The following is an 18,704-nucleotide window of genomic DNA, read 5'->3' on the forward strand; positions in this document are numbered from 1 at the left end:
GCTATTGGCCCAAGCCGGGCTCGGGGCGAGATGCGCCAACGGGCTGCAATCAGGGGCGGAGCAGAGCTCGGACGAAGAGCAGCGCAAGCTAGACAGTCGGTGGACGTCCTCGCCGCGACCAGGCCTCTCGCTCGGCGAAGACCCGGCTGACCTCCGCCATGTGCTCCGTGCCCCAGGAGCAGAGCGGCACGAGGGCCTGGGCCAGGCTGTGGCCCAAAGGCGTGAGGCTGTAGTCCACGCGCGGCGGCACCTCCTTGTAGTCGGTCCGCTTCACCAGACCGTCGGCCTCGAGCTCCCTCAGCTGCTGGATCAGAACCTTGTCGCTGACGTCGCGCACGGCTCGCCGGAGCTCGCCGTAGCGGGTCGGGCCGTCCTGGGCGAGGAAGTACAGGATCAGCGGCTTCCACTTGCCCGAGACAACCCGCAGGGTCGCATCAAGGCCGCAGGTGAACCCGGGCAGGTTCGGCGTGCAATGCTGGACGTCTGCTTGAGCCTGCGTCGGCGGAGAGATGGGGTCTGAACGATCTGACGACATTTTTTTGGATACTTACCAAAAGGTGCATACTTGTCGATAGGTGGGTAGGCCGCCAGCTCAGTGCAACCTCAATGAAGGAGCACATCATGAGCAGACTACGAGGCAGGACGGCAGTGGTGACGGGCGGTGGAACCGGCATCGGATTGGGAGCCGCCAAACGGTTCGTCGATGAGGGCGCGATCGTCTACATCTTCGGACGGCGGCAGGAGCCGCTCGACGCTGCCCTCGCGCAGCTGGGGTCCTCTGCGCACGCGGTCAGGGGATCGGTCACCGACTTATCCGACCTCGACCGACTGTACGAGACGGTGAAAGCCGAACGCGGTAGCGTCGACATCCTGTTCGCCAATGCCGGGACCGGGGCGTTTGCACCGCTCGGCGAGATCACGCCCGAGCATTACGATCAGATCTTCGACGTCAATGTGAAAGGGCTGGTGTTCACCGTGCAGAAAGCCCTGCCGCTGATGCGGAAGGGATCGTCGATCATCCTGACCGGTTCGAGCACGGGCGTGATGGGGACGCCGCAATTCAGCGTCTACAGCGCGACCAAGGCCGCGATCCGCAATCTCGCGCGCAGCTGGGCGCTCGACCTGCGCGGCACCGGCATCCGCGTCAACGTGTTGTCGCCGGGGCCGACCAAGACGGAGCTGGCGCTGGAGGTCGTCGGCGAGGAAGCGTTTGATGCGCTCGGGAGCACGACGCCCATCGGGCGCGTCGGTGACCCGGCCGAGACGGGCGCGGTGGCTGCGTTCCTGGCGTCCTCGGACAGCAGCTACATGACCGGCGGCGAGGTTTTCGTCGATGGAGGCCTCGCGCAGGTCTGAGGCCTCGAGCATCCGAGCGTGAGGGCTTCGGTCGTCAAGGATCGAAGCCCTCAATGCGCTGCGGCGATGACTACAAGCCTAGATTCCCAGCAGCTTGCGCGCGTTCGCCTTCAACACTTTCGGTCGGATCTCGTCGCGGATCTCGATCTTGGCAAAATCCGACAGCCAGCGGTCCGGCGTGATCACCGGCCAGTCCGAGCCGAACAGCATCTTGTCCTGGAGAATCGAGTTGATGTAGCGCACCAGGATCGGCGGGAAGTACTTTGGCGACCAGCCAGAGAGGTCGATATAGACGTTCGGCTTGTGGGTCGCGACCGATAGCGCCTCTTCCTGCCAGGGGAAGGAGGGGTGCGCGAGGATGATCTTGAGGTCGGGGAAATCGGCCGCGACGTCGTCCATGTACATCGGGTTGGAATATTTCAGCCGCATGCCCATGCCGCCGGGCATGCCGGAGCCGACGCCGGTCTGGCCGGTGTGGAACAGCGCGATCGCGCCGCCATTGTTGATCTCTTCGTAGAGCGGATAGGCCATGCGGTCGTTGGCGTAGAAGCCCTGCATGGTCGGGTGGAATTTGAAGCCGCGCACGCCGTATTCCTCGATCAGCTTGCGTGCTTCACGCGCGCCGAGCTTGCCCTTGTGCGGGTCGATCGAGACGAAGGGGATGAGGACGTCGAGATGGTCGGAGGCGGCCTCGATCATCTCGTAATTGTTGTAGCGGCGGAAGCCGGTCTCGCGCTCGGCATCAACAGGGAAGATCACCGCGGCGATGTTCTTGGCGCGGTAATAGGCCGCGGTCTCCGGCACGGTCGGCGGATGCTTGTTGGGCGACTTGAAATACTCCGCCATCTGCGCCTGGAAATCGTCATAGCCGTCGTCGGGATGGCAGCCGCACGGCTCCTCGGCATGGGTGTGGATGTCGATGGCGACGACGTCGTCGATGTTCGGCAGCTTCAGCTTCGGCATGGTTTCCTCCCGACGGGTTGCGGAATTGATTATATGATATAACGAATTTGGCAAGGCGTCGCGGGAGGCAAAACCGCAGCCTGCAAAAGTCTTTGCTGTGCGCGACGTCCGATGGGGCAGATCGGGCCGATCCGGCCGCACCTACTGTGCATGGGGTTGTTTTCGCGAAATTGCCGGTTCGGAACCGGGCAGTTAACATTGACATCACCTGCCGCCATGCCTTAAGAACCGCCCCGTCCCGGGCGGTCGGTCCGCCAGCGGGAAAGATCTCATTTTGCCACATTCGCGCGTGCCGAAACGGTAGTGCCGAACACGGCCTTTCGAACGTTCAGGATTCTGCCATGAAGGTCCGTAACTCGCTGAAATCGCTGCGCGGTCGCCATCGCGCCAACCGCCTGGTCCGTCGCAAGGGCCGGGTCTATGTGATCAACAAGGTGCAGCGCCGCTTCAAGGCGCGTCAGGGCTGATCTCGCCCTGCCGGACGCCGCGCGCGCCCGCCAGACCACGGTCTCACACGAGTTTGACGCCGCCCCTGCTTTGCAAGGGCGGCTTTACGCGTTTAGACTTTCGCCATGGCAGTGAGATTCCCTTTCGCGCTCATCCTGTGTCTGGCCCTCGTGCCGGGAGCCGCCGGATTCGCCCCGGCGCTGGCGCAGCAGGTTGAACCGCCGCCTCCGCCCGGCAAGCCGAAGAAGCTGCCGGAGGCGCCGGCGAAGCTGCCCAAGGTCGATCGCACCAAAAACCTCGACTTCCTGTTCGGTGCGTTGAAGGCGGCCCCCGATGAGGCCAGTGCCAAGCATGTCGAGGCACGGATCTGGGCGATGTGGCTCCAGACCCCAAGCGACACTGCGGCGCTGCTGATGGCGCGCGCCAAGACGGCGGCCGAGGCGCAGAAGATCGAGATCGCGATCAAGCTGCTGGATTCGGTCATCAAGCTCAGGCCGGATTACATCGAGGCCTGGAACCGGCGCGCGACGCTCTATTACATGCAGAACGATTATGGCCGCTCGCTCGCGGACATCCAGCAAGTGCTGATCCGCGAGCCCCGCCATTTCGGCGCGCTCGCAGGGCTCGGCATGATCATGCAGGAGGTCGGCGACGAGAAGCGTGCGCTGGACGCCTACCGCAAGGCGCTCGCCGTCAATCCGCACCTCGAGAAGATCCCCGACCAGGTCAAGGCGCTGACCGAGAAGGTCGAAGGCCGCGACATCTAGCGGATAAGTTGATCATTTCCTGAGCAATCATGGCCGACGCGGATTAACCACGATCGGAAACGCGGCGTTTTGAGGCCTATTGCCGGCATCGCCGCAGGCCTACTTGCATGGCAGGAGCAAAAGCCATGAAGCGCTTGATCTTTGCCGGTAGCTTGCTGCTTGCGTCGGGAACCGCTGGTCTCGCCGACGGATTGTTCTGGGTGGTCGGCAACCGCGCCACCGGCAGATGCAACATCGTGACCAGCAATCCCGTGATCATCGGCGATATCTGGTTCGGCGACGGCCCCTACAAATCCAGGGCCGATGCCAAGCTTGCCCGCTCGACGATCCGAGCCTGTCCTGCGGTCACACCCGACGAGGAAAAGGACGAGGACGGGTCGAACTAAGTCGCTTGCATCTAGTGCAGGACGCTGCTGGCTCGCTCGACGAGGCCCTGATCGGCGGCCGCTGCGTAGGCCTTTGCCAGCTCCGCTTCGAGATGCTCGTTGATCAGCAGCAGCGCCCGCACGGCACCGCGCAGGTCGCCGCTACAGCTCGCGACGATCTCGTCGATCGCGGTGTCGTTCGATCTGATGCTCATCGAAAATCCTCCGGTTCAAATCAGGACAAATCCTGCCGGTCTTTCCCGCATGCCCTGAGGCTGCGAGGAGGATCGGCGCCCACCCGCGCCTAGATGGCGGAACCGACCATGGCGATTATATGGAAGCCGCGATGACGACTGCATGAACGTTCCGAGGCTTGCGTGTCGCAAGGGAATATTGTTGATTCCATTGAGTTTTTACGTTCGCCAATTATGCACATATCCACAGCCTCGCCATTTCCGGTGAACGCCCAGAAGCTGGCCGACGAAACTGCCGTGTGCAAAGACCCGTAACTGCCCTGTGCCCAGGATCGCCCGGATTCTCTCGATGATCGTGATTTCAGTCGTGACGGCGCTGGTTCTGCTGGCGCTGGTCACGCAGGCCGGAATCGTCGCCGTGCAACGCGCCTTTCCACCGCAGGGCCGGATGATCGAGGTCGACGGCGCCGTGCTTCACATCGTCGATCTCGGCCCGCGCAACGCTGGCCTGCCGATCGTGATGCTGCACGGCGCGAGCTCCAATCTCGAAGCGATGCGGCGGCCGCTCGGCGATCGCCTCGCCAGCGAGCATCGCGTGATCCTGATCGACCGCCCCGGCCATGGCTGGAGCACGCGCGCGCAGCGGCAGGATTCGACGCCGCAGATCCAGGCGCGGATGATCGATGACGCCCTTCGCAAGCTCGGGATCGATCGCGCGGTCTTCGTGGTGCATTCCTGGAGCGGCGCGCTCGGCGCTCGGATCGCGCTCGATCACCCGCACCGCGTCGCCGGCCTCGTGATGCTCGCGCCCGTCACTCATCCCTGGCGCGGCGGCGTCGGCCGCTACAATGAGATCATCGCAACGCCAGTGATCGGTCCGCTGCTCGCCTATACGATCACGCTGCCGCTCGGCTACGTCCTCACCGAATCCGGGGCGCGCAACGTCTTCCTGCCTCAAGTGATGCCGGACGGCTTCGTCAGGGATTCCGCGACGCCGCTGCTGCTGCGTCCGCGCGAGTTCATCGCCAATGCCTATGATCTGGTGACGCTGAAGGACGCGGTGGCCGCGCAAGTTGCGCGCTATGGCGAGATATCGGCACCGGTGACGATCATCGCCGGCGAGCCCGACAAGACCGTGAAGACCGACATCCACGCGCGCCCGTTTGCCGCGACCGTGCCGAATGCAAAGCTGATCGTCCTGCCCGATCTCGGCCACATGGTACAGAACGCCGTGCCGGATCTCGTGAAGACGGAGATCGAGGCGATGATCGGCAGGATCGTCCCGGCGCAGGCGGCCGCCGATTAGAGCGCTTTCGAGCGAAGTGGACACCGGTTCGCGTGAAGAAAACGCGACAGAATAAGAACCTAGAGCTGCGGTTCTGATTGAATCAGAACCGAAGCTCTAGCGGCCGCCTTTTCCGGCTTATTGCTTGATCTTCCCGTCCTTGTCGAACTGCGAGACATAGGACCAGAGATTGTTGATCTCGTTCTCGTTCTTGATGCCGGCGAACGCCATCTTGGTGCCGGGGATCTTGGCCTTGGGGTCCTTGATGTATTCCTTGAACGTGGCTTCGTCCCAGGTGATGCCGGAATTCTTGTTCGCGTCCGTATAATTGTAGTCCGGCGCGCTGCCGGATTTGCGGCCGTTGAGGCCATTGAGCTCGGGGCCGACCTTGTTCTTGGCGCCTTCGCCGATCGCGTGGCAGGCCAGGCATTTGTTGAATGACGATTTGCCGGCCGCAACATCCTGCGCCATCGCGGCGGATGCGGTGGCAGTCACGGTGAGGATCATCAGTGCGCCAAAAGTCAGTTTTGTCATCGGGTGCTCTTCGTCTCTTCCCTGGTTGGTCTGGCCTGTTCAGCTCTTGCCTGGTCGGCGATCGTCGAACCCGCCGGTTTTGGCAGGCCCGTCCGGCTTGGACAAGCCACGAAACCATGACAGGTTTCATGACTTCCTACTTGTCCCAGAGCGAACTCGCCTGAGATCCTTGATCCGACTTTCGGACAACCTACCCAAACCACCGCAGACGTGGTTGATTTGCCGTGATAAATCGACTGTTCGCGCGAGCTGGAAGGATTTGATATGGCCATCATGATGCCTGCGAGCGACCAGGCGGTGCTCGCGCGCCGCGCTGAGATTGTGGCCGCATTGCGCGCAATCGTGCCCGGCGAAGGCGTGATCGACAGCGCCGCCGAGATGCGGGCCTATGAATCCGACGGGCTGACCGCCTACCGGCAGCCGCCGATGGTCGTCGTGTTGCCCGATACGACCGAGCAGGTCTCGCTGGTCCTGAAATATTGTGCACAGCAGAACATCAAGGTGGTGCCGCGCGGCTCCGGCACCTCGCTGTCCGGCGGTGCGCTGCCGCTCGAGGACGGCGTGCTGCTGGGCCTCGGCAAGTTCAAGCGCATCCGCGAGATCGATTTCGACAACCGTGTCGTCGTCACCGAGCCCGGCGTTACCAACCTCGCCATCAGCCAGGCGGTCGCGCATGCCGGCTTCTATTACGCGCCCGACCCGTCCTCGCAGATCGCCTGCTCGATTGGCGGTAATGTCGCCGAAAATTCCGGCGGGGTGCACTGCCTGAAATACGGCATGACGACCAACAACGTGCTCGGTTGCGAGATCGTGCTGATGAGCGGCGAGATTCTGCGCATCGGCGGCAAGTCGGCGGAGAATCCCGGCTACGATCTCATGGGTGTCATCACCGGCTCGGAAGGCCTGCTCGGCGTCATCACCGAGATCACGGTGCGCATCCTGCAAAAGCCGGAAACGGCGCGTGCGCTGATGGTCGGCTTCGCCGAGGTCGAGGCGGCCGGCGAATGCGTGGCGCGGATCATCGGCGCCGGCATCATCCCTGGAGGCATGGAGATGATGGACAGGCCGGCGATCCACGCCGCCGAAGCCTTCGTCCACGCCGGCTATCCGCTCGACGTGGAGGCGCTGCTGATCATCGAGCTCGATGGTCCCAAGATCGAGGTCGACGAGCTGATCACGCGGGTCGAGAGCATCGCAAGAGGCTGCGGCTCGGTGACGCTGCAGATCTCCAATTCGGAAGCCGAGCGCAACCTGTTCTGGGCCGGCCGGAAAGCGGCGTTTCCGGCGGTCGGCCGCATCTCGCCCGACTATCTCTGCATGGACGGCACGATTCCCCGCGGCGCGCTGCCGAAGGCGCTGGCGCGCATCCGCGAACTCGGCGAAAAATACCAGCTCGGCTGCGCCAACGTGTTCCACGCCGGCGACGGCAATCTGCACCCGCTGATCCTCTACGATGCCAACAAGCCCGGCGAGATCGAGCGTGCCGAAGCCTTCGGCGCCGACATCCTGCGCGCCTGCGTCGAGTTCGGCGGCGTGCTCACCGGCGAGCATGGCGTCGGCATCGAGAAGCGCGACCTGATGCCTGATATGTTCACCGAGATCGATCTCAACCAGCAACAGCGTCTGAAATGCGCCTTCGACGCGCAGGGCCTGCTCAATCCCGGAAAAGTATTTCCGACCCTGCATCGCTGCGCCGAGCTCGGCCGCATGCATGTCCATGCCGGGAAGGTGGCGTTTCCGGACATTCCGCGGTTCTGACCTCAAGCGTGCGCTGAATTACCCTCTCCCCTTGTGGGAGAGGGTGGCTTCGCAAAGCGAAGCCGGGTGAGGGGTCTCTGTCCGCGAGCCGCTGCGATAGTTGTGTTCGCGGAGAGAACCCCTCATCCGGCGCTTCGCGCCACCTTCTCCCACAAGGGGAGAAGGAAGTAAGAGCCGTCACAGCAGCCCGTATTGCGCCCGCTCGCGCTTGGCCAGCAGCGGCAGGGCTTCACCGGCGATGTAGGTCTTGAAGTGCGCGCTCTCCTGGTGTGCCTTGAAGGCCGCTTCGTCGCGGAACAGCTCGTAGAACAGGAACTGCGCCGGATTGTCCTTGCCGCGCGAGATCAGGAACAGCCTCACACCGTCCTCGCGCTGCGCCTCCGGCAGGAAGCGATCGAGGATCGCTGCGACCTTGTCGGCTTCGCCGGGCTTGGCCTCCCATTGCGCGACGACGAGCAGGCCGCCGCCATCGACGGCGTCGCTGAGGGATTTCTGCGTGGCATAATGGTTCATGGTTCTTGCTCCTTGCTGCTGGGCTTGAGATGACGCCGCCGTCCATGGCGAGAGATAAATCGCCAGGATGGCGCCGAAGGCCTGGATCACCGACCTGCGGCTGAACGCTTCGTGGATGCGCGGCACCGGCCGTTCATGTGTCGATCGCATGTCTGCCTCCATCGGTTGGTCTCGATCGCGATCGGAGCAGCCTTGTAGCGATGGCCTGCCGGCTTTGGTTCGCCGCTGATCGAAGTGTCGATGTCGTGAACGGTTCGATCATGATCGAACCGTCACGGTGAGCGTGTCACGCCGCATTTGATTTTGGCGGCGAATTTCGCTACCGGCTTTTCCCGTGGATACGCTCAAGGTCAGAGACGCCAAAGACGTCGAAGAGGTGGTGCGCGCGGCGATTGCCAATGAGCAGCCGCTCGAGATCATCGGTCATGGATCCAAGCGCGGCATTGGACACGCGATGGCGACCAACGCCGTGCTCGACGTCTCCGCGCTCAATGCCGTTACCTCCTACGAGCCCAACGAATTGATCATCACGCTCCAGGCCGGCGCGCCGCTGGCTGACGTGCTGTCGCTGATCGATGCCAAGAACCAGCAATTCGCCTTCGAGCCGATGAACACAGCGCCGCTGCTCGGTACGCCTCCGCTCGGAACCATCGGCGGCATGATCGCGGCCGGCCTCGCCGGGCCGCGGCGGATCAGGGCGGGCGGGGCGCGCGATCACCTGCTTGGGGCGCACGCCGTCTCCGGTTTCGGTGACAGCTTCAAGACCGGCGGCAAGGTGGTGAAGAACGTCACCGGCTACGACCTTTGCAAGCTGCTGGCGGGGTCCTGGGGCACGTTGTCGGTGATGACCGAGGTCACGCTCAAGGTGATGCCGAAGCCCGAGGCCGAGCGGACGCTGCTGCTGCGCGGGTTAGATGATGCCGTCGCAAACAAGGCGATGACGACAGCGCTCGGCTCGCCCTTCGACGTCTCCGGTGCCGCGCATTTGCCGAAATCGGCCTTCCGCGGCAGGACCGAGGGGCTCGGCGACATCGCGGGCGAGGGCGAGGCGCTGACCGTGCTGCGGCTCGAGGGCATCACGGCTTCGGCCGCCCACCGCGCCGGCTCGCTGCGCGAATTGCTGGCCCCGTTCGGAACCGCGACGCTGGTCGAGGACGCCGCCTCCGCGGCGCTGTGGGCCACGATCCGCGACGTGCTGCCGTTCGCGGCCAGCGGCGCGCTGGGCGCCTGGCCGGTCTGGAGGATCGTCTGTCCGCCGGCGTCGGGCGCGGCGCTCGGGACGCAATTGGCGCGCGAGACCGGGGGCGACGTGCTCTACGACTGGGGCGGCGGACTGATTTGGGCAGCGCTGCCGCCGACGTCGGACGCGCATGCCCCGGCCGTGCGCCAGCGCACAGGTGCGGTCGGAGGACATGCCACGCTGATCCGTGCGGCCGAGGACGTCAGGCGCGATGTCGATGTATTCCATCCGCAAGCGCCCGGCATTGCCGCGCTGAGCGAGCGGGTGCGCGCCAGTTTCGATCCGAAGACCATTCTCAACCGGGGACGCTTGAGGCGGGGCGCTGCGGCATGAAGACCGAATTTTCACTGGCCCAGCTCGCCGACCCCGACATCGCCGAAGCCGACAAGATCCTTCGTGCCTGCGTCCATTGCGGCTTCTGCACGGCGACCTGTCCGACCTATGTGCTGCTCGGCGACGAGCTCGATAGCCCGCGCGGCCGCATCTACCTGATCAAGGAGATGCTGGAGAAGGACCAGGCGCCGACGGCCGAAGTGGTCAAGCATATCGACCGCTGCCTGTCGTGCCTGGCCTGCATGACGACCTGCCCGTCAGGGGTGAACTACATGCACCTCGTCGACCAGGCCCGGGTCCGGATCGAGCAGCGCTATCAGCGGCCGCTGACTGAGCGGCTGCTGCGCCAGGTGCTGGCCTTCGTCCTGCCGAACCCGCAGCGTTTTCGCGCGAGCATGTGGCTGGCGCGGCTGGCCCGCCCGCTCGCCGTCTTCCTGCCGACGCCCCGGCCCTCGGCCACGCCCGGACTGGTCCAGCGCATCAAGGCGATGCTGGCGCTGGCGCCGGACCGGCTGCCATCGCCGGGGCCCGCCGCCGGCAGCGTGTTCGCGGCGCTCGGCAAGAGGCGAGGCCGGGTTGCGCTGCTCCAGGGCTGTGCCCAGCAGGTGCTGGCGCCGCGCATCAACCAGGCTGCCATCAGCCTGCTCACCCGCCACGGCATCGAGGTTGTCCTGGTCCGGGACGAGCAATGCTGCGGCGCGCTGACCCATCACCTCGGCAACGACCGGGACGCATTGGCGCGGGCGCGTGCCAATGTCGCGGCGTGGCGGAAGGAAACGGCCGGCGAGGGGCTCGACGCCATCCTGGTGACGGCGTCCGGCTGTGGCACCGTCATCAAGGACTATGGCTACCTCCTGCGCGAGGACGCTGCGTTCGCGGCGGATGCGGCGAAGGTGTCCGCACTCGCCAAGGACATCACCGAATACGTCGCCGGTCTCAGCCTCGCATCGAGCACGCGGCGGGACGACATCGTCGTCGCCTATCACTCCGCATGTTCGTTGCAGCACGGGCAGAAAATCACGGGACTTCCGAAAGAATTGCTTTCCAAGAATGGATTCGTGGTGAAAGATGTACCGGAGAGCCATTTGTGTTGCGGCTCGGCGGGGACCTACAACATTCTCCAGCCCGAGCTTGCGGGCCGGTTGCGCGATCGCAAGGTCGCCAACATCGCAAGCGTCAAGCCGGACATGATTGCCGCGGGCAATATCGGCTGCATGGTGCAGATTGCCAGTGGCACGTCAGTTCCGGTCGTACACACGATTGAGCTTCTCGATTGGGCTACGGGCGGGTCGCGGCCGGCATTGAACGCGCAAGTTTGAGCTTTCAAAAGCTAAGCTTTGGTCCGGAGGTGACGGCTGAAGACGCCCGATCGACCATTGTTCGGCGGCAACAGGAGGACCACGATGGCGAAAGCGAAGAAGAAAAAAAGCAAGAAGGCCAAAAAGGCCAAGAAGGCTGTAGCGGCGAAGAAGTCCGCGAAGAGGGCAGCCAAGAAGTCTGCGAAGAAAGCTGCGAAGAAAGCTGGCAAGAAGGCTGCGAAGAAATCTGCCAAGAAGGCAGCCCCGAAGAAAGCCGCCAAGAAGGCTGCGACGAAGTCGGCCAAGAAGGCCGCACCCAAGAAGGCCGCGAGGAAAGCGGCACCGAAGAAGGCGAAGGCAGCTCCTGCTCCGAAGCCATCAGCACCGGCGGAAGCTCCGGCTCCCGAGCCTGCCGCCGAGACAAGCTGGGCGATGCCTTCGTCTTCTGCGGAACCGGCGCCGGCCGAGGGACAGGGGTAGGGGGAGGCCCCGGCCGCTCGCTTCCTCTTGGAATGGACCTGCAAACAGGAAGGCCGCGGCGCTGGCGCTGCGGCCTTTTTACATCGTCGCAAGCACGTTCAGACGCGGCTTTCCCCCCCGCCTGTCTGATTCGTAGCCTGGATGTCACGGTGCCCGACGATCCCCGCACTTACACGGGGCCTCCGGTGTACTTTGGAATGCAAATAATGTGATCGAGAAGCCACACAGCCTCACAACCTTTCGTGAAATCGTCAAAACGCCTAAAAAGTCGGCAGATGCCCGCGCTTTTTGCTTCACGGTTCATAGCCCCCAATCCAGATTGTCGCAGTGAATTTGGGTCGAGCGTCCCGGGGGCTTCCGGGATCCGACTGGGGTCTAAGAACTGACGATGGGGATCGACATGAAAAAAGTGGCTTTGTTGGCAACGGCGCTGGCAATGGTGACGGGTTCGGCTTTCGCGGCAGACATGCCGGTGAAGGCATTGAAGGCTCCGCCGCCCCCGGCCTTCGATCCCTGGGACCTCGCCTTCGGCGGTGGCATCATGAGCGATTACATCTTCCGCGGTGTCACCCAGTCGAACCACAAGCCGTCGGTCACGGCCTATTTCGAGCCGCGCTATAACGTCAACAAGGACCTCCAGCTCTACGTCGGTACGTCCGCCTCGAGCATCTCGTTCCCGAACCGCGCCGCGGCCGAAGTCGACATCTACGGCGGTATCCGCCCGACCTTCGGCATGTTCGCCTTCGACTTCGGTGTCTGGGGTTACCTCTACCCGGGTGGAAGCTGCTTCGGCTCGCAGGGCACCCTCGCTCAGGGCAATTGCGGCACCGACATCGACTACTCGCAGGGCGCCATCGGCCTTCCCATCAACGGCAACTTCGCCAAGAAGGACGCGAGCTTCTTCGAAGCCTATGCCAAGCTGAACATCAACATCAACGACCAGTGGACGGTCGGCTTCAACGAGTACTATTCGCCGAACTTCCTGAACCTCGGCGCCTGGGGCAACTACGCCTCGATCACCGCCAAGTGGACCGCGCCGAGCACGACCTTCGGCGCCAGCGGCGTCGGCATGTATGTGTCGGGTGAGTTCGGTCGCCAGTGGCTCGGCACCTCCGACATCTTCTACGGCATTGCCGGCGATCCGGTGTACGCGAACGGCATCAAGGAGCCGAGCTACAACACCTGGAACCTCGGCGTCGGCTTCACCTACAAGGTGCTCACCCTCGATCTGCGCTACTACGACACCGACCTGAAGAAGGGCGACTGCAACGCCTTCACCAGCGACTACACCGCGAAGTTCGACGGCAGCTTCACCGCCATCAACCCCGGTGGTTTCGGCTCCAACTGGTGCAGCGCCGCCGGCGTCGCCAAGCTCTCGTTCGACCTGACGGCGATGAGCAACCTGAAGTAAGTTTCTTCCCGAACGACTTGACCAAGTCATTTGGCAAGGGCGGCAGAGCGATCTGCCGCCTTCTTGCTTTGAGGCTTGCACTCCGTCATTGCTGTGCAAGTTCACTAATTCGCTGATCGAATCCGTTCCCAGCGTGGAGGATCCGATGCGCGACAACAGCTTCGACCGGACGATTGAGCGGAATTATCTTCAGAAGTGGCGGTTCCTGATCGCCGAGTATGAGGAGGTGAAGGCCGGGCGGTCGGCGACGTTCCGCCGGGTGGGAGACTTCTACAAGCACCACGGCACCTGCTCGCAGACCTTCCGGAAGTACTACAACCGCTACCTGCGGAGCGGCGCGGAGGCTGACCTGTTGCCGCAACGCCGCGGACCGAAGTGGCGCGAGCGCCGCGAGCCGCAAGGCATCGAGGCGGAGATCGTTGCTTGCCGAACGCGCGGCATGAACCGGTACGAGGTCCACGCTGCCTTGCGCGAACGGCGAGATACGGTACCGTCGCTCTCGACCATCTACCGGGTCTTCAAACGCAATCAGCTCAACCGCCGCACCCCGACGATGCGCGAGGAGAAACGTCGTATTATCAAGGACAAGATCGGCGAGCTCGGCCATGTCGACCTGCACCAGCTGTCCCGCGACATGTTCCTGGCGCCCCCCTCAAGCCCCGCCTTTATCGTCAGCCTGGTCGACAGTTGCTCGCGCCTGGCCTGGGCCGAGGTGCTGACTTCAAAAAAGGCCCTGCCGGTCATGTTTAAGACCTTGAAGATGATCAACACGCTCAACGTCACCTATGGGATCCAGTTTGCCGAGATCCTGTCCGACAACGGCGCGGAGTTCGCATCCCGCAACACGCCTGAAGAGCATCCCTTCGAGGCCATGCTGATCGAGCTCGGCATCAAGCATCGCTACACCAGACCCTACCGGCCGCAGACCAACGGCAAGGTCGAACGCTTCTGGCGAAACCTGGACGACGACGTCATCGAAGGCGCAACCTTCGATAACCTGGACCACTTCGCCAACGAGCTGTTCGAGTACGTGATCTACTACAATAACTTCAGGCCCCATCAGGCCCTCGGCGGCAAGACACCGAAGGAATTTGCCGAGGCCCAGACCTAAACCATTCGATCAGCGAATTAGTGAACTTGCACAATTGCGAGCCAACGGGTCCGCGCGAAGCGCGGCCCGGTGACAGGCTCCGCGAAGCAATCCAGAAACGCATCTGTGGAGGCAGTCTGGATTGCTTCGTCGCACGAGCTCCTCGCAATGACGAAGCCCGAGTTGGGGCGGCGGCCGTCCCAAGAGCGGCAGGAACGCTGCCCACATGGCTTTTCATGCGATAGTCCGCAGGACGCGCCTTTCGCGCCTCAGCCCGCCGCACTCGGCTCCTTCTCGGCCGGCGCGCCGCCGTTGCCGAGGACGTGGATCGCACCGTCCTTCACCAGTGCCACCTTGCGCGTGTGGAAGGCGTCGAGCGTCGAGCGGTGGCCGATCGAGACGATGGTGGCCTGAGGTAGCTTCTCGGCCAGCAGGCGGTAGAGCCGGGCCTCCGAGGGTTCATCCAGCGAGGCGGTGGCCTCGTCCAGGAACAGATAGTCCGGCACATGCAGCAGCGCGCGGGCGAGCCCGAGGCGCTGCTGCTCGCCGAGCGAGAGCATCCGATTCCAGTGTCCGTCCTCCTCGAGCCGCTCGGCGAGGTCGGGCAGCCCGACGGCGATCAAGGCGTCGCGGACCTGCCCGGTCTCGAATGCAGCGGGCGCTGCGGGATAGACTACGGCATCGCGGAGCACGCCGACCGGGAAATAAGGCCGCTGCGGCAGCATCATCAGCTTCGCTCGTTCGGGGATAGAGATCGTGCCGGTGCCGAACGGCCAGATCCCGGCGATGGCCCGGAACAGCGTCGACTTGCCGGAGCCCGACGGTCCGGTCACCAGCACGCGCTCCGGCGTCTGGATGGTGAAGGCGTCGGCAGCGACCAGCGGCGTGCCGCTCGGCAGGTTCACGCAGAGCTGGTCGAGGCCGATATTCCGGCTGCCGCCGGCAGCCTTGAGAGCAATCGCCGGCTCATTCGCCGGCAGGGTTGCGGCCGATGCGACCGACATCTCGAAGCCGTCGAGGCGCGCGACGATCGAGCGCCATTCCGCGATTGACCGATAGGCCGAGACGAAGAAGGACAGAGCATCCTGCACTTGGCCAAAGGCCGAGCCGGTCTGCATCATGTCGCCAAGCTGGATTCGCTTGGCGAAGTAGGCGGGCGCCACCACAACATAGGGGAAGATCACTGCAGCCTGGCTGTAGCTTGCCGTGAAAGCGGTCAGGCGCTTGGTTCGGCTCATGATCGCATACCAGTTGCCGATGACGTTACCGAAGCGCTGCAGGAGATGACCTCGCTCCGCGTTTTCTCCTTTCAAGAGTGCGATCTGCTCGGAGTTCTCGCGCACGCGGATCAGATTGAAGCGGAAGTCGGCCTCGAAGCGCTGCTTCTCGAAATAAAGATTGATGAGCGGGGCACCGATCCAGTGCGTTAGCGCCGTACCCAGGATCGCGTAGGCTAGCGCGCACCAGACCAGAAAACCCGGAATGACGATATCAGTGCCGTAAATGTGCAGGGGTGCCTTGTCGGACAGACCCCAGAGGATGACGATGAAAGACGCCAGCGTCACGACCGACGATAACAGGCCGAGGCCGAGGACAAGCGTTTGTTCGACGAAATTCGTGACGTCCTCGGTGAGACGCTGGTCCGGGTTGTCAGCCGCGTCGCCCTTGAGCTGCATGCGATAGTGCGTGGCGTCGTCGAGCCATTCGCCGAGATAGTGTTGCGTCAGCCATCGCCGCCAGCGGATCTGGAGCCACTGGTTCAGGTAGAGTTTGTAGACGGCGAGCGTGATGAACACGGAAGCGAGACCGAGGAATATCCAGATCTCCCTGACGAATCGATCCAGATTGTATTCCTGGATCGCAGTGAAAAATCGGTTCTGCCACTGGCTGACGAGGACGTTGATCGCGACCAGCGCCAGCTCCATTGCGACGACAGCCGCGAGCAGGCCGCGGCCCGCCCATTTGTCCTCCGATCGGAAATAGGGGGCGGCGATTCGCCAGACGATCGCGAGCGTGGCGCTGATGTTCTTCACAGAGCGGGGTCTCCTGAGGGAATGTGCATAACAGCCCAGCGCTAAATGGTTGAGGCAATGGCGGAAATGGGCGCGCTTAGACTAAAGTCGCAAGTTCTGCAATTTGCGTTGGATTGTCGCAGGCTGCAACCCTAGCATGGGGCTCGACGGCGCGGGGTGGGGTGCTCAGGGATTTCGCGAGCTTGTGAGCGGATGGGAACCGCCCGCACTCGCGAAGAATTCGCATTCAACTCGGGGTTATCGCTTCCAGCGTCAAGCAGGATCGGCTCTCCACGCGAGTCGCCTGCCGCAACATGCGTGGGGGAGAAAGACCATGTGGAATCAAATCTATGATCCGCTGAATAGCGCGGCGCTCTCGACGGTCGCGGCTGCCGTTCCGGTTGTCTCGCTATTGGTCATGATCGCGAGCGGACGCGTGAAAGCGCACATCGCGGCCGTGATTGCCGTGATCATCACAAACCTGATCACGATTTTCGTCTTCACCATGCCGGCCGGCATGTCGATCCGCGCCTCTGTGCTCGGTATCGTCACAGGCTTCTTCCCGATCGGCTGGATCGTCCTCAACGTCATCTTCCTCTATCAGGTGACGGTGTCGACCGGGCGCTTCGAATTGCTCAAGCGCGCCATCGGCGGCGTCACCGAGGACCGACGCCTGCAGCTCCTGCTGGTCGCGTTCTCATTCGGCGCGTTCTTCGAAGGCGCTTCGGGCTTCGGCACGCCGGTCGCGATCACCGGCGCCGTGCTGATTGGTCTCGGCTTCTCGCCGCTCGCGGCATCAGGCTTGTCCCTGATCGCGAACACCGCGCCGGTGGCCTATGGCGCGCTCGGCACGCCGATCCAGGGCCTTGCGTCCGTCACCGGGCTCGATCCCTACATCCTCGGCGCGATGGTCGGCCGGCAATTGCCGGTCTTCTCGCTGATCGTGCCGTTCTGGGTGGTGTGGGCGTTCGCGGGTTGGCGCGGCATGAAGGACGTCTGGCCGGCGATTCTCGTCACCGCCGTGTCGTTCGCAGTCCCGCAATTCGTGATCTCGAACTACATCAATCCCTGGATCGTCGACATCGGAGCGTCGCTGATCTCGATGGGCGCGCTCATCCTGTTCCTGAAGGTGTGGCAGCCGAGGCAGCTCTGGTTGTCGCCGGAGCTGCGCGGCCACGACGAGTCGGCCGCACAAATGGAAAAGGCAACACCGCTCGACAAGACGCCGCTCACCCAGTCCGAACTGTGGAGCGCGCTGCTGCCGTGGATCATCGTCTGTGTCGTGATGCTGATCTGGGGCAATGGTGGGTTCAAGACCTGGGCGAATTCCATCTTCACCTGGAACTACGCTGTTCCCGACCTCCACCAGGTGATCAACAAGATGCCGCCGGTGGCCGCCAAGCCGACGCCGGAAGGTGCGGTGTTCGCGTTCACCTATCTGTCGTTCACCGGCACCGGCATGCTGATCGCGGCGATCATCTCCGGCTTCCTGATGGGGGTCGGGCCAGGTCGCTTGCTGGTGGAGTATGGTCGTACGATCCGGCTGTGCGCGATCTCGCTGATCACGATCTCGGCGATGCTCGCGATCGGCACGCTCACGCGTCTGTCGGGCGTCGACGCGACGCTTGGTCTCGCCTTCGCCGCGACAGGCGTGCTCTATCCCTTCTTCGGCACGCTGCTCGGCTGGCTCGGCGTGGCGCTGACGGGATCGGATACCGCCTCGAACATCCTGTTCGGCAATCTGCAAAAGATCACCTCCGAACAGCTCGGCCTGTCACCGGTCCTGATGGCGGCGGCGAACTCCTCCGGCGGCGTGATGGGCAAGATGATCGACGCACAGTCGATCGTGGTCGCCTCCACGGCCACGCGATGGTACGGGCACGAGGGCACCATCCTGCGCTTCGTGTTCTGGCATTCGATCGTGCTGGCCTGCCTTGTCGGCGTGCTCGTGACGTTGCAGGCCTATGTCTGGCCGTTCACGGCGCTGGTGCTGAAGTAGCCGGCCATTCCGGCCTCGACGCAAATCCCCGTGAGGTTCGCCTCGCGGGGATTTTCGCATCTACATCTGCCGTGGGCGAACCTTCTCAAGGGCGCCGCCGTCTTATAGAAGGTGCGGCAAATCAGGTCGGTCGAGGGGTCTCATGGTTTCGCTTCTGCGATTGGTGTGTGCGGCAGTTGCAATGCTCGCGATGCCCACGCTCGCGCGTGCCGAGGAGGGGTTCCCCTTCGGCACCGAGATGACGCTGGACGCGCTGCCGCAGCCCGGCTCGAAGCGGATTCCGAACATCGAGATCGGCGACCATGGCGAGGTCGTGCTGGAGCTCTGGTGCAAAGGCGGCAAGGGCCAGTTCTCGGTCGCCGGCAACACGGTGATCTTCGTTCCCGGTCAGATCCAGGACCGTTCCTGTCCGCCCGCGAAGGCGCAGGCCGACGATGATCTCGTCGCAGCGCTGAGCAGTGTCGAGACCTGGAAGCGCCAGGGTGACGTGCTCACGCTGGTCGGCCCGAAGCCGCTGCGCTTTCGCACGACGGGGAATTGATCGCGGCTGTCATTCCCCACGAAGGCGGGGAATCCAGTACGCCGCGGCCTATCGATTCAACACGGCTGTCTCGGAGTACTGGGTCGCCCGGTCAAGCCGGGCGACGACAGTGGCTTCG

The 18,704-nt window shown here is 63.5% G+C and carries 19 protein-coding genes; 13 read left to right on the forward strand and 6 right to left on the reverse strand.

Going from position 1 to position 18,704, the window contains the following annotated elements; all coding sequences use genetic code 11:
• Positions 1-88: 88 nt before the first annotated feature.
• Complete coding sequence (locus tag NLM27_RS38020) at positions 89-460, reverse strand: helix-turn-helix domain-containing protein (RefSeq protein ID WP_254149027.1); 372 nt, start codon at positions 458-460, stop codon at positions 89-91.
• Between the two features lie 161 nt (positions 461-621).
• Between NLM27_RS38020 and NLM27_RS38025 the strand changes: the two genes are divergently transcribed.
• Complete coding sequence (locus NLM27_RS38025) at positions 622-1,356, forward strand: SDR family NAD(P)-dependent oxidoreductase (protein ID WP_254148138.1); 735 nt, start codon at positions 622-624, stop codon at positions 1,354-1,356.
• A 78-nt stretch (positions 1,357-1,434) separates the two neighbouring features.
• Here NLM27_RS38025 and NLM27_RS38030 read toward each other — a convergent pair whose 3' ends face one another.
• Positions 1,435-2,319 (reverse strand): amidohydrolase family protein, encoded by an 885-nt coding sequence (locus NLM27_RS38030; RefSeq protein ID WP_254148139.1) that lies wholly within the window; start codon positions 2,317-2,319, stop codon positions 1,435-1,437.
• 341 nt (positions 2,320-2,660) lie between these two features.
• Between NLM27_RS38030 and ykgO the strand changes: the two genes are divergently transcribed.
• The 3 genes from ykgO (at position 2,661) to NLM27_RS38045 (ending at position 3,919) form a co-directional block, all read left to right on the forward strand.
• Positions 2,661-2,786 carry a type B 50S ribosomal protein L36 gene (gene ykgO / locus NLM27_RS38035; protein ID WP_006611362.1) on the forward strand — a complete coding sequence of 42 codons (126 nt, stop codon included), beginning with the start codon at positions 2,661-2,663 and terminating at the stop codon, positions 2,784-2,786.
• A gap of 105 nt (positions 2,787-2,891) precedes the next feature.
• Positions 2,892-3,533 carry a tetratricopeptide repeat protein gene (locus NLM27_RS38040; RefSeq protein WP_254148140.1) on the forward strand — a complete coding sequence of 214 codons (642 nt, stop codon included), beginning with the start codon at positions 2,892-2,894 and terminating at the stop codon, positions 3,531-3,533.
• A 125-nt stretch (positions 3,534-3,658) separates the two neighbouring features.
• Entirely contained in the window at positions 3,659-3,919 is a 261-nt protein-coding gene (locus NLM27_RS38045; RefSeq protein ID WP_254148141.1) for a hypothetical protein, read from the forward strand.
• Between the two features lie 11 nt (positions 3,920-3,930).
• On the opposite strand, the gene NLM27_RS38050 is transcribed toward NLM27_RS38045, so the two are convergent.
• A complete protein-coding gene (locus tag NLM27_RS38050; protein WP_254148142.1) occupies positions 3,931-4,113 on the reverse strand; it encodes a hypothetical protein in 183 nt (60 codons plus the stop codon).
• A gap of 328 nt (positions 4,114-4,441) precedes the next feature.
• On the opposite strand from NLM27_RS38050, the gene NLM27_RS38055 reads away from it, so the two are divergent.
• Positions 4,442-5,398, forward strand: a complete 957-nt coding sequence (locus NLM27_RS38055) for an alpha/beta fold hydrolase (RefSeq protein WP_254148143.1) — start codon at positions 4,442-4,444, stop codon at positions 5,396-5,398.
• 117 nt (positions 5,399-5,515) lie between these two features.
• Here NLM27_RS38055 and cycA read toward each other — a convergent pair whose 3' ends face one another.
• The gene (gene cycA, locus NLM27_RS38060) at positions 5,516-5,911 is read right to left on the reverse strand and encodes a cytochrome c-550 CycA (RefSeq protein WP_254148144.1); all 396 of its coding nucleotides are present in this window, start codon (positions 5,909-5,911) and stop codon (positions 5,516-5,518) included.
• A 264-nt stretch (positions 5,912-6,175) separates the two neighbouring features.
• Here cycA and NLM27_RS38065 point away from each other — a divergent pair, with 264 nt between their 5' ends.
• On the forward strand, positions 6,176-7,669 hold the full coding sequence (locus NLM27_RS38065; protein WP_254148145.1) for an FAD-linked oxidase C-terminal domain-containing protein: 1,494 nt from the start codon (positions 6,176-6,178) through the stop codon (positions 7,667-7,669).
• Positions 7,670-7,846: 177 nt separating this feature from the next.
• Here NLM27_RS38065 and NLM27_RS38070 read toward each other — a convergent pair whose 3' ends face one another.
• Positions 7,847-8,332, reverse strand: a complete 486-nt coding sequence (locus tag NLM27_RS38070; RefSeq protein WP_254148146.1) for a putative quinol monooxygenase — start codon at positions 8,330-8,332, stop codon at positions 7,847-7,849.
• Positions 8,333-8,516: 184 nt separating this feature from the next.
• Here NLM27_RS38070 and NLM27_RS38075 point away from each other — a divergent pair, with 184 nt between their 5' ends.
• From NLM27_RS38075 to NLM27_RS38095, 5 genes are all read left to right on the forward strand, one after another.
• On the forward strand, positions 8,517-9,755 hold the full coding sequence (locus tag NLM27_RS38075) for an FAD-binding protein (protein WP_254148147.1): 1,239 nt from the start codon (positions 8,517-8,519) through the stop codon (positions 9,753-9,755).
• Positions 9,752-11,074: a glycolate oxidase subunit GlcF gene (gene glcF, locus NLM27_RS38080; protein WP_254148148.1), complete on the forward strand. Its 1,323-nt coding sequence runs from the start codon at positions 9,752-9,754 to the stop codon at positions 11,072-11,074. The genes NLM27_RS38075 and glcF overlap by 4 nt, the downstream gene beginning before the upstream one ends.
• An 84-nt stretch (positions 11,075-11,158) precedes the next feature.
• Positions 11,159-11,533: a histone gene (locus NLM27_RS38085; protein WP_254148149.1), complete on the forward strand. Its 375-nt coding sequence runs from the start codon at positions 11,159-11,161 to the stop codon at positions 11,531-11,533.
• A gap of 400 nt (positions 11,534-11,933) precedes the next feature.
• Positions 11,934-12,944 carry a TorF family putative porin gene (locus NLM27_RS38090; RefSeq protein WP_254148150.1) on the forward strand — a complete coding sequence of 337 codons (1,011 nt, stop codon included), beginning with the start codon at positions 11,934-11,936 and terminating at the stop codon, positions 12,942-12,944.
• Between the two features lie 145 nt (positions 12,945-13,089).
• Positions 13,090-14,055, forward strand: a complete 966-nt coding sequence (locus NLM27_RS38095; protein WP_254144930.1) for an integrase core domain-containing protein — start codon at positions 13,090-13,092, stop codon at positions 14,053-14,055.
• Between the two features lie 248 nt (positions 14,056-14,303).
• On the opposite strand, the gene NLM27_RS38100 is transcribed toward NLM27_RS38095, so the two are convergent.
• On the reverse strand, positions 14,304-16,067 hold the full coding sequence (locus NLM27_RS38100) for an ABC transporter ATP-binding protein/permease (protein WP_254148151.1): 1,764 nt from the start codon (positions 16,065-16,067) through the stop codon (positions 14,304-14,306).
• A 313-nt stretch (positions 16,068-16,380) separates the two neighbouring features.
• Here NLM27_RS38100 and NLM27_RS38105 point away from each other — a divergent pair, with 313 nt between their 5' ends.
• Both NLM27_RS38105 and NLM27_RS38110 read left to right on the forward strand, forming a co-directional pair.
• Complete coding sequence (locus NLM27_RS38105; protein ID WP_254148152.1) at positions 16,381-18,045, forward strand: L-lactate permease; 1,665 nt, start codon at positions 16,381-16,383, stop codon at positions 18,043-18,045.
• Positions 18,046-18,187: 142 nt separating this feature from the next.
• Positions 18,188-18,586, forward strand: coding sequence for an META domain-containing protein (locus NLM27_RS38110; RefSeq protein WP_254148153.1), 399 nt, complete (start codon positions 18,188-18,190; stop codon positions 18,584-18,586).
• Positions 18,587-18,704 lie beyond the last annotated feature (118 nt).

The sequence above is a fragment of the Bradyrhizobium sp. CCGB12 genome (genome assembly GCF_024199845.1).
GTDB lineage: Bacteria > Pseudomonadota > Alphaproteobacteria > Rhizobiales > Xanthobacteraceae > Bradyrhizobium.

Excerpts from the sequence above, each read along its gene's own strand:
- NLM27_RS38025 (WP_254148138.1), top strand. The coding sequence starts at position 622 with ATGAGCAGACTACGAGGCAGGACGGCAGTGGTGACGGGCGGTGGAACC.
- NLM27_RS38030 (WP_254148139.1), bottom strand. The coding sequence starts at position 2,319 with ATGCCGAAGCTGAAGCTGCCGAACATCGACGACGTCGTCGCCATCGAC.
- ykgO (WP_006611362.1), top strand. The coding sequence starts at position 2,661 with ATGAAGGTCCGTAACTCGCTGAAATCGCTGCGCGGTCGCCATCGCGCC.
- NLM27_RS38040 (WP_254148140.1), top strand. The coding sequence starts at position 2,892 with ATGGCAGTGAGATTCCCTTTCGCGCTCATCCTGTGTCTGGCCCTCGTG.
- NLM27_RS38045 (WP_254148141.1), top strand. The coding sequence starts at position 3,659 with ATGAAGCGCTTGATCTTTGCCGGTAGCTTGCTGCTTGCGTCGGGAACC.
- NLM27_RS38050 (WP_254148142.1), bottom strand. The coding sequence starts at position 4,113 with ATGAGCATCAGATCGAACGACACCGCGATCGACGAGATCGTCGCGAGC.
- NLM27_RS38055 (WP_254148143.1), top strand. The coding sequence starts at position 4,442 with ATGATCGTGATTTCAGTCGTGACGGCGCTGGTTCTGCTGGCGCTGGTC.
- cycA (WP_254148144.1), bottom strand. The coding sequence starts at position 5,911 with ATGACAAAACTGACTTTTGGCGCACTGATGATCCTCACCGTGACTGCC.
- NLM27_RS38065 (WP_254148145.1), top strand. The coding sequence starts at position 6,176 with ATGGCCATCATGATGCCTGCGAGCGACCAGGCGGTGCTCGCGCGCCGC.
- NLM27_RS38070 (WP_254148146.1), bottom strand. The coding sequence starts at position 8,332 with ATGCGATCGACACATGAACGGCCGGTGCCGCGCATCCACGAAGCGTTC.
- glcF (WP_254148148.1), top strand. The coding sequence starts at position 9,752 with ATGAAGACCGAATTTTCACTGGCCCAGCTCGCCGACCCCGACATCGCC.
- NLM27_RS38085 (WP_254148149.1), top strand. The coding sequence starts at position 11,159 with ATGGCGAAAGCGAAGAAGAAAAAAAGCAAGAAGGCCAAAAAGGCCAAG.
- NLM27_RS38090 (WP_254148150.1), top strand. The coding sequence starts at position 11,934 with ATGAAAAAAGTGGCTTTGTTGGCAACGGCGCTGGCAATGGTGACGGGT.
- NLM27_RS38095 (WP_254144930.1), top strand. The coding sequence starts at position 13,090 with ATGCGCGACAACAGCTTCGACCGGACGATTGAGCGGAATTATCTTCAG.
- NLM27_RS38105 (WP_254148152.1), top strand. The coding sequence starts at position 16,381 with ATGTGGAATCAAATCTATGATCCGCTGAATAGCGCGGCGCTCTCGACG.
- NLM27_RS38110 (WP_254148153.1), top strand. The coding sequence starts at position 18,188 with ATGGTTTCGCTTCTGCGATTGGTGTGTGCGGCAGTTGCAATGCTCGCG.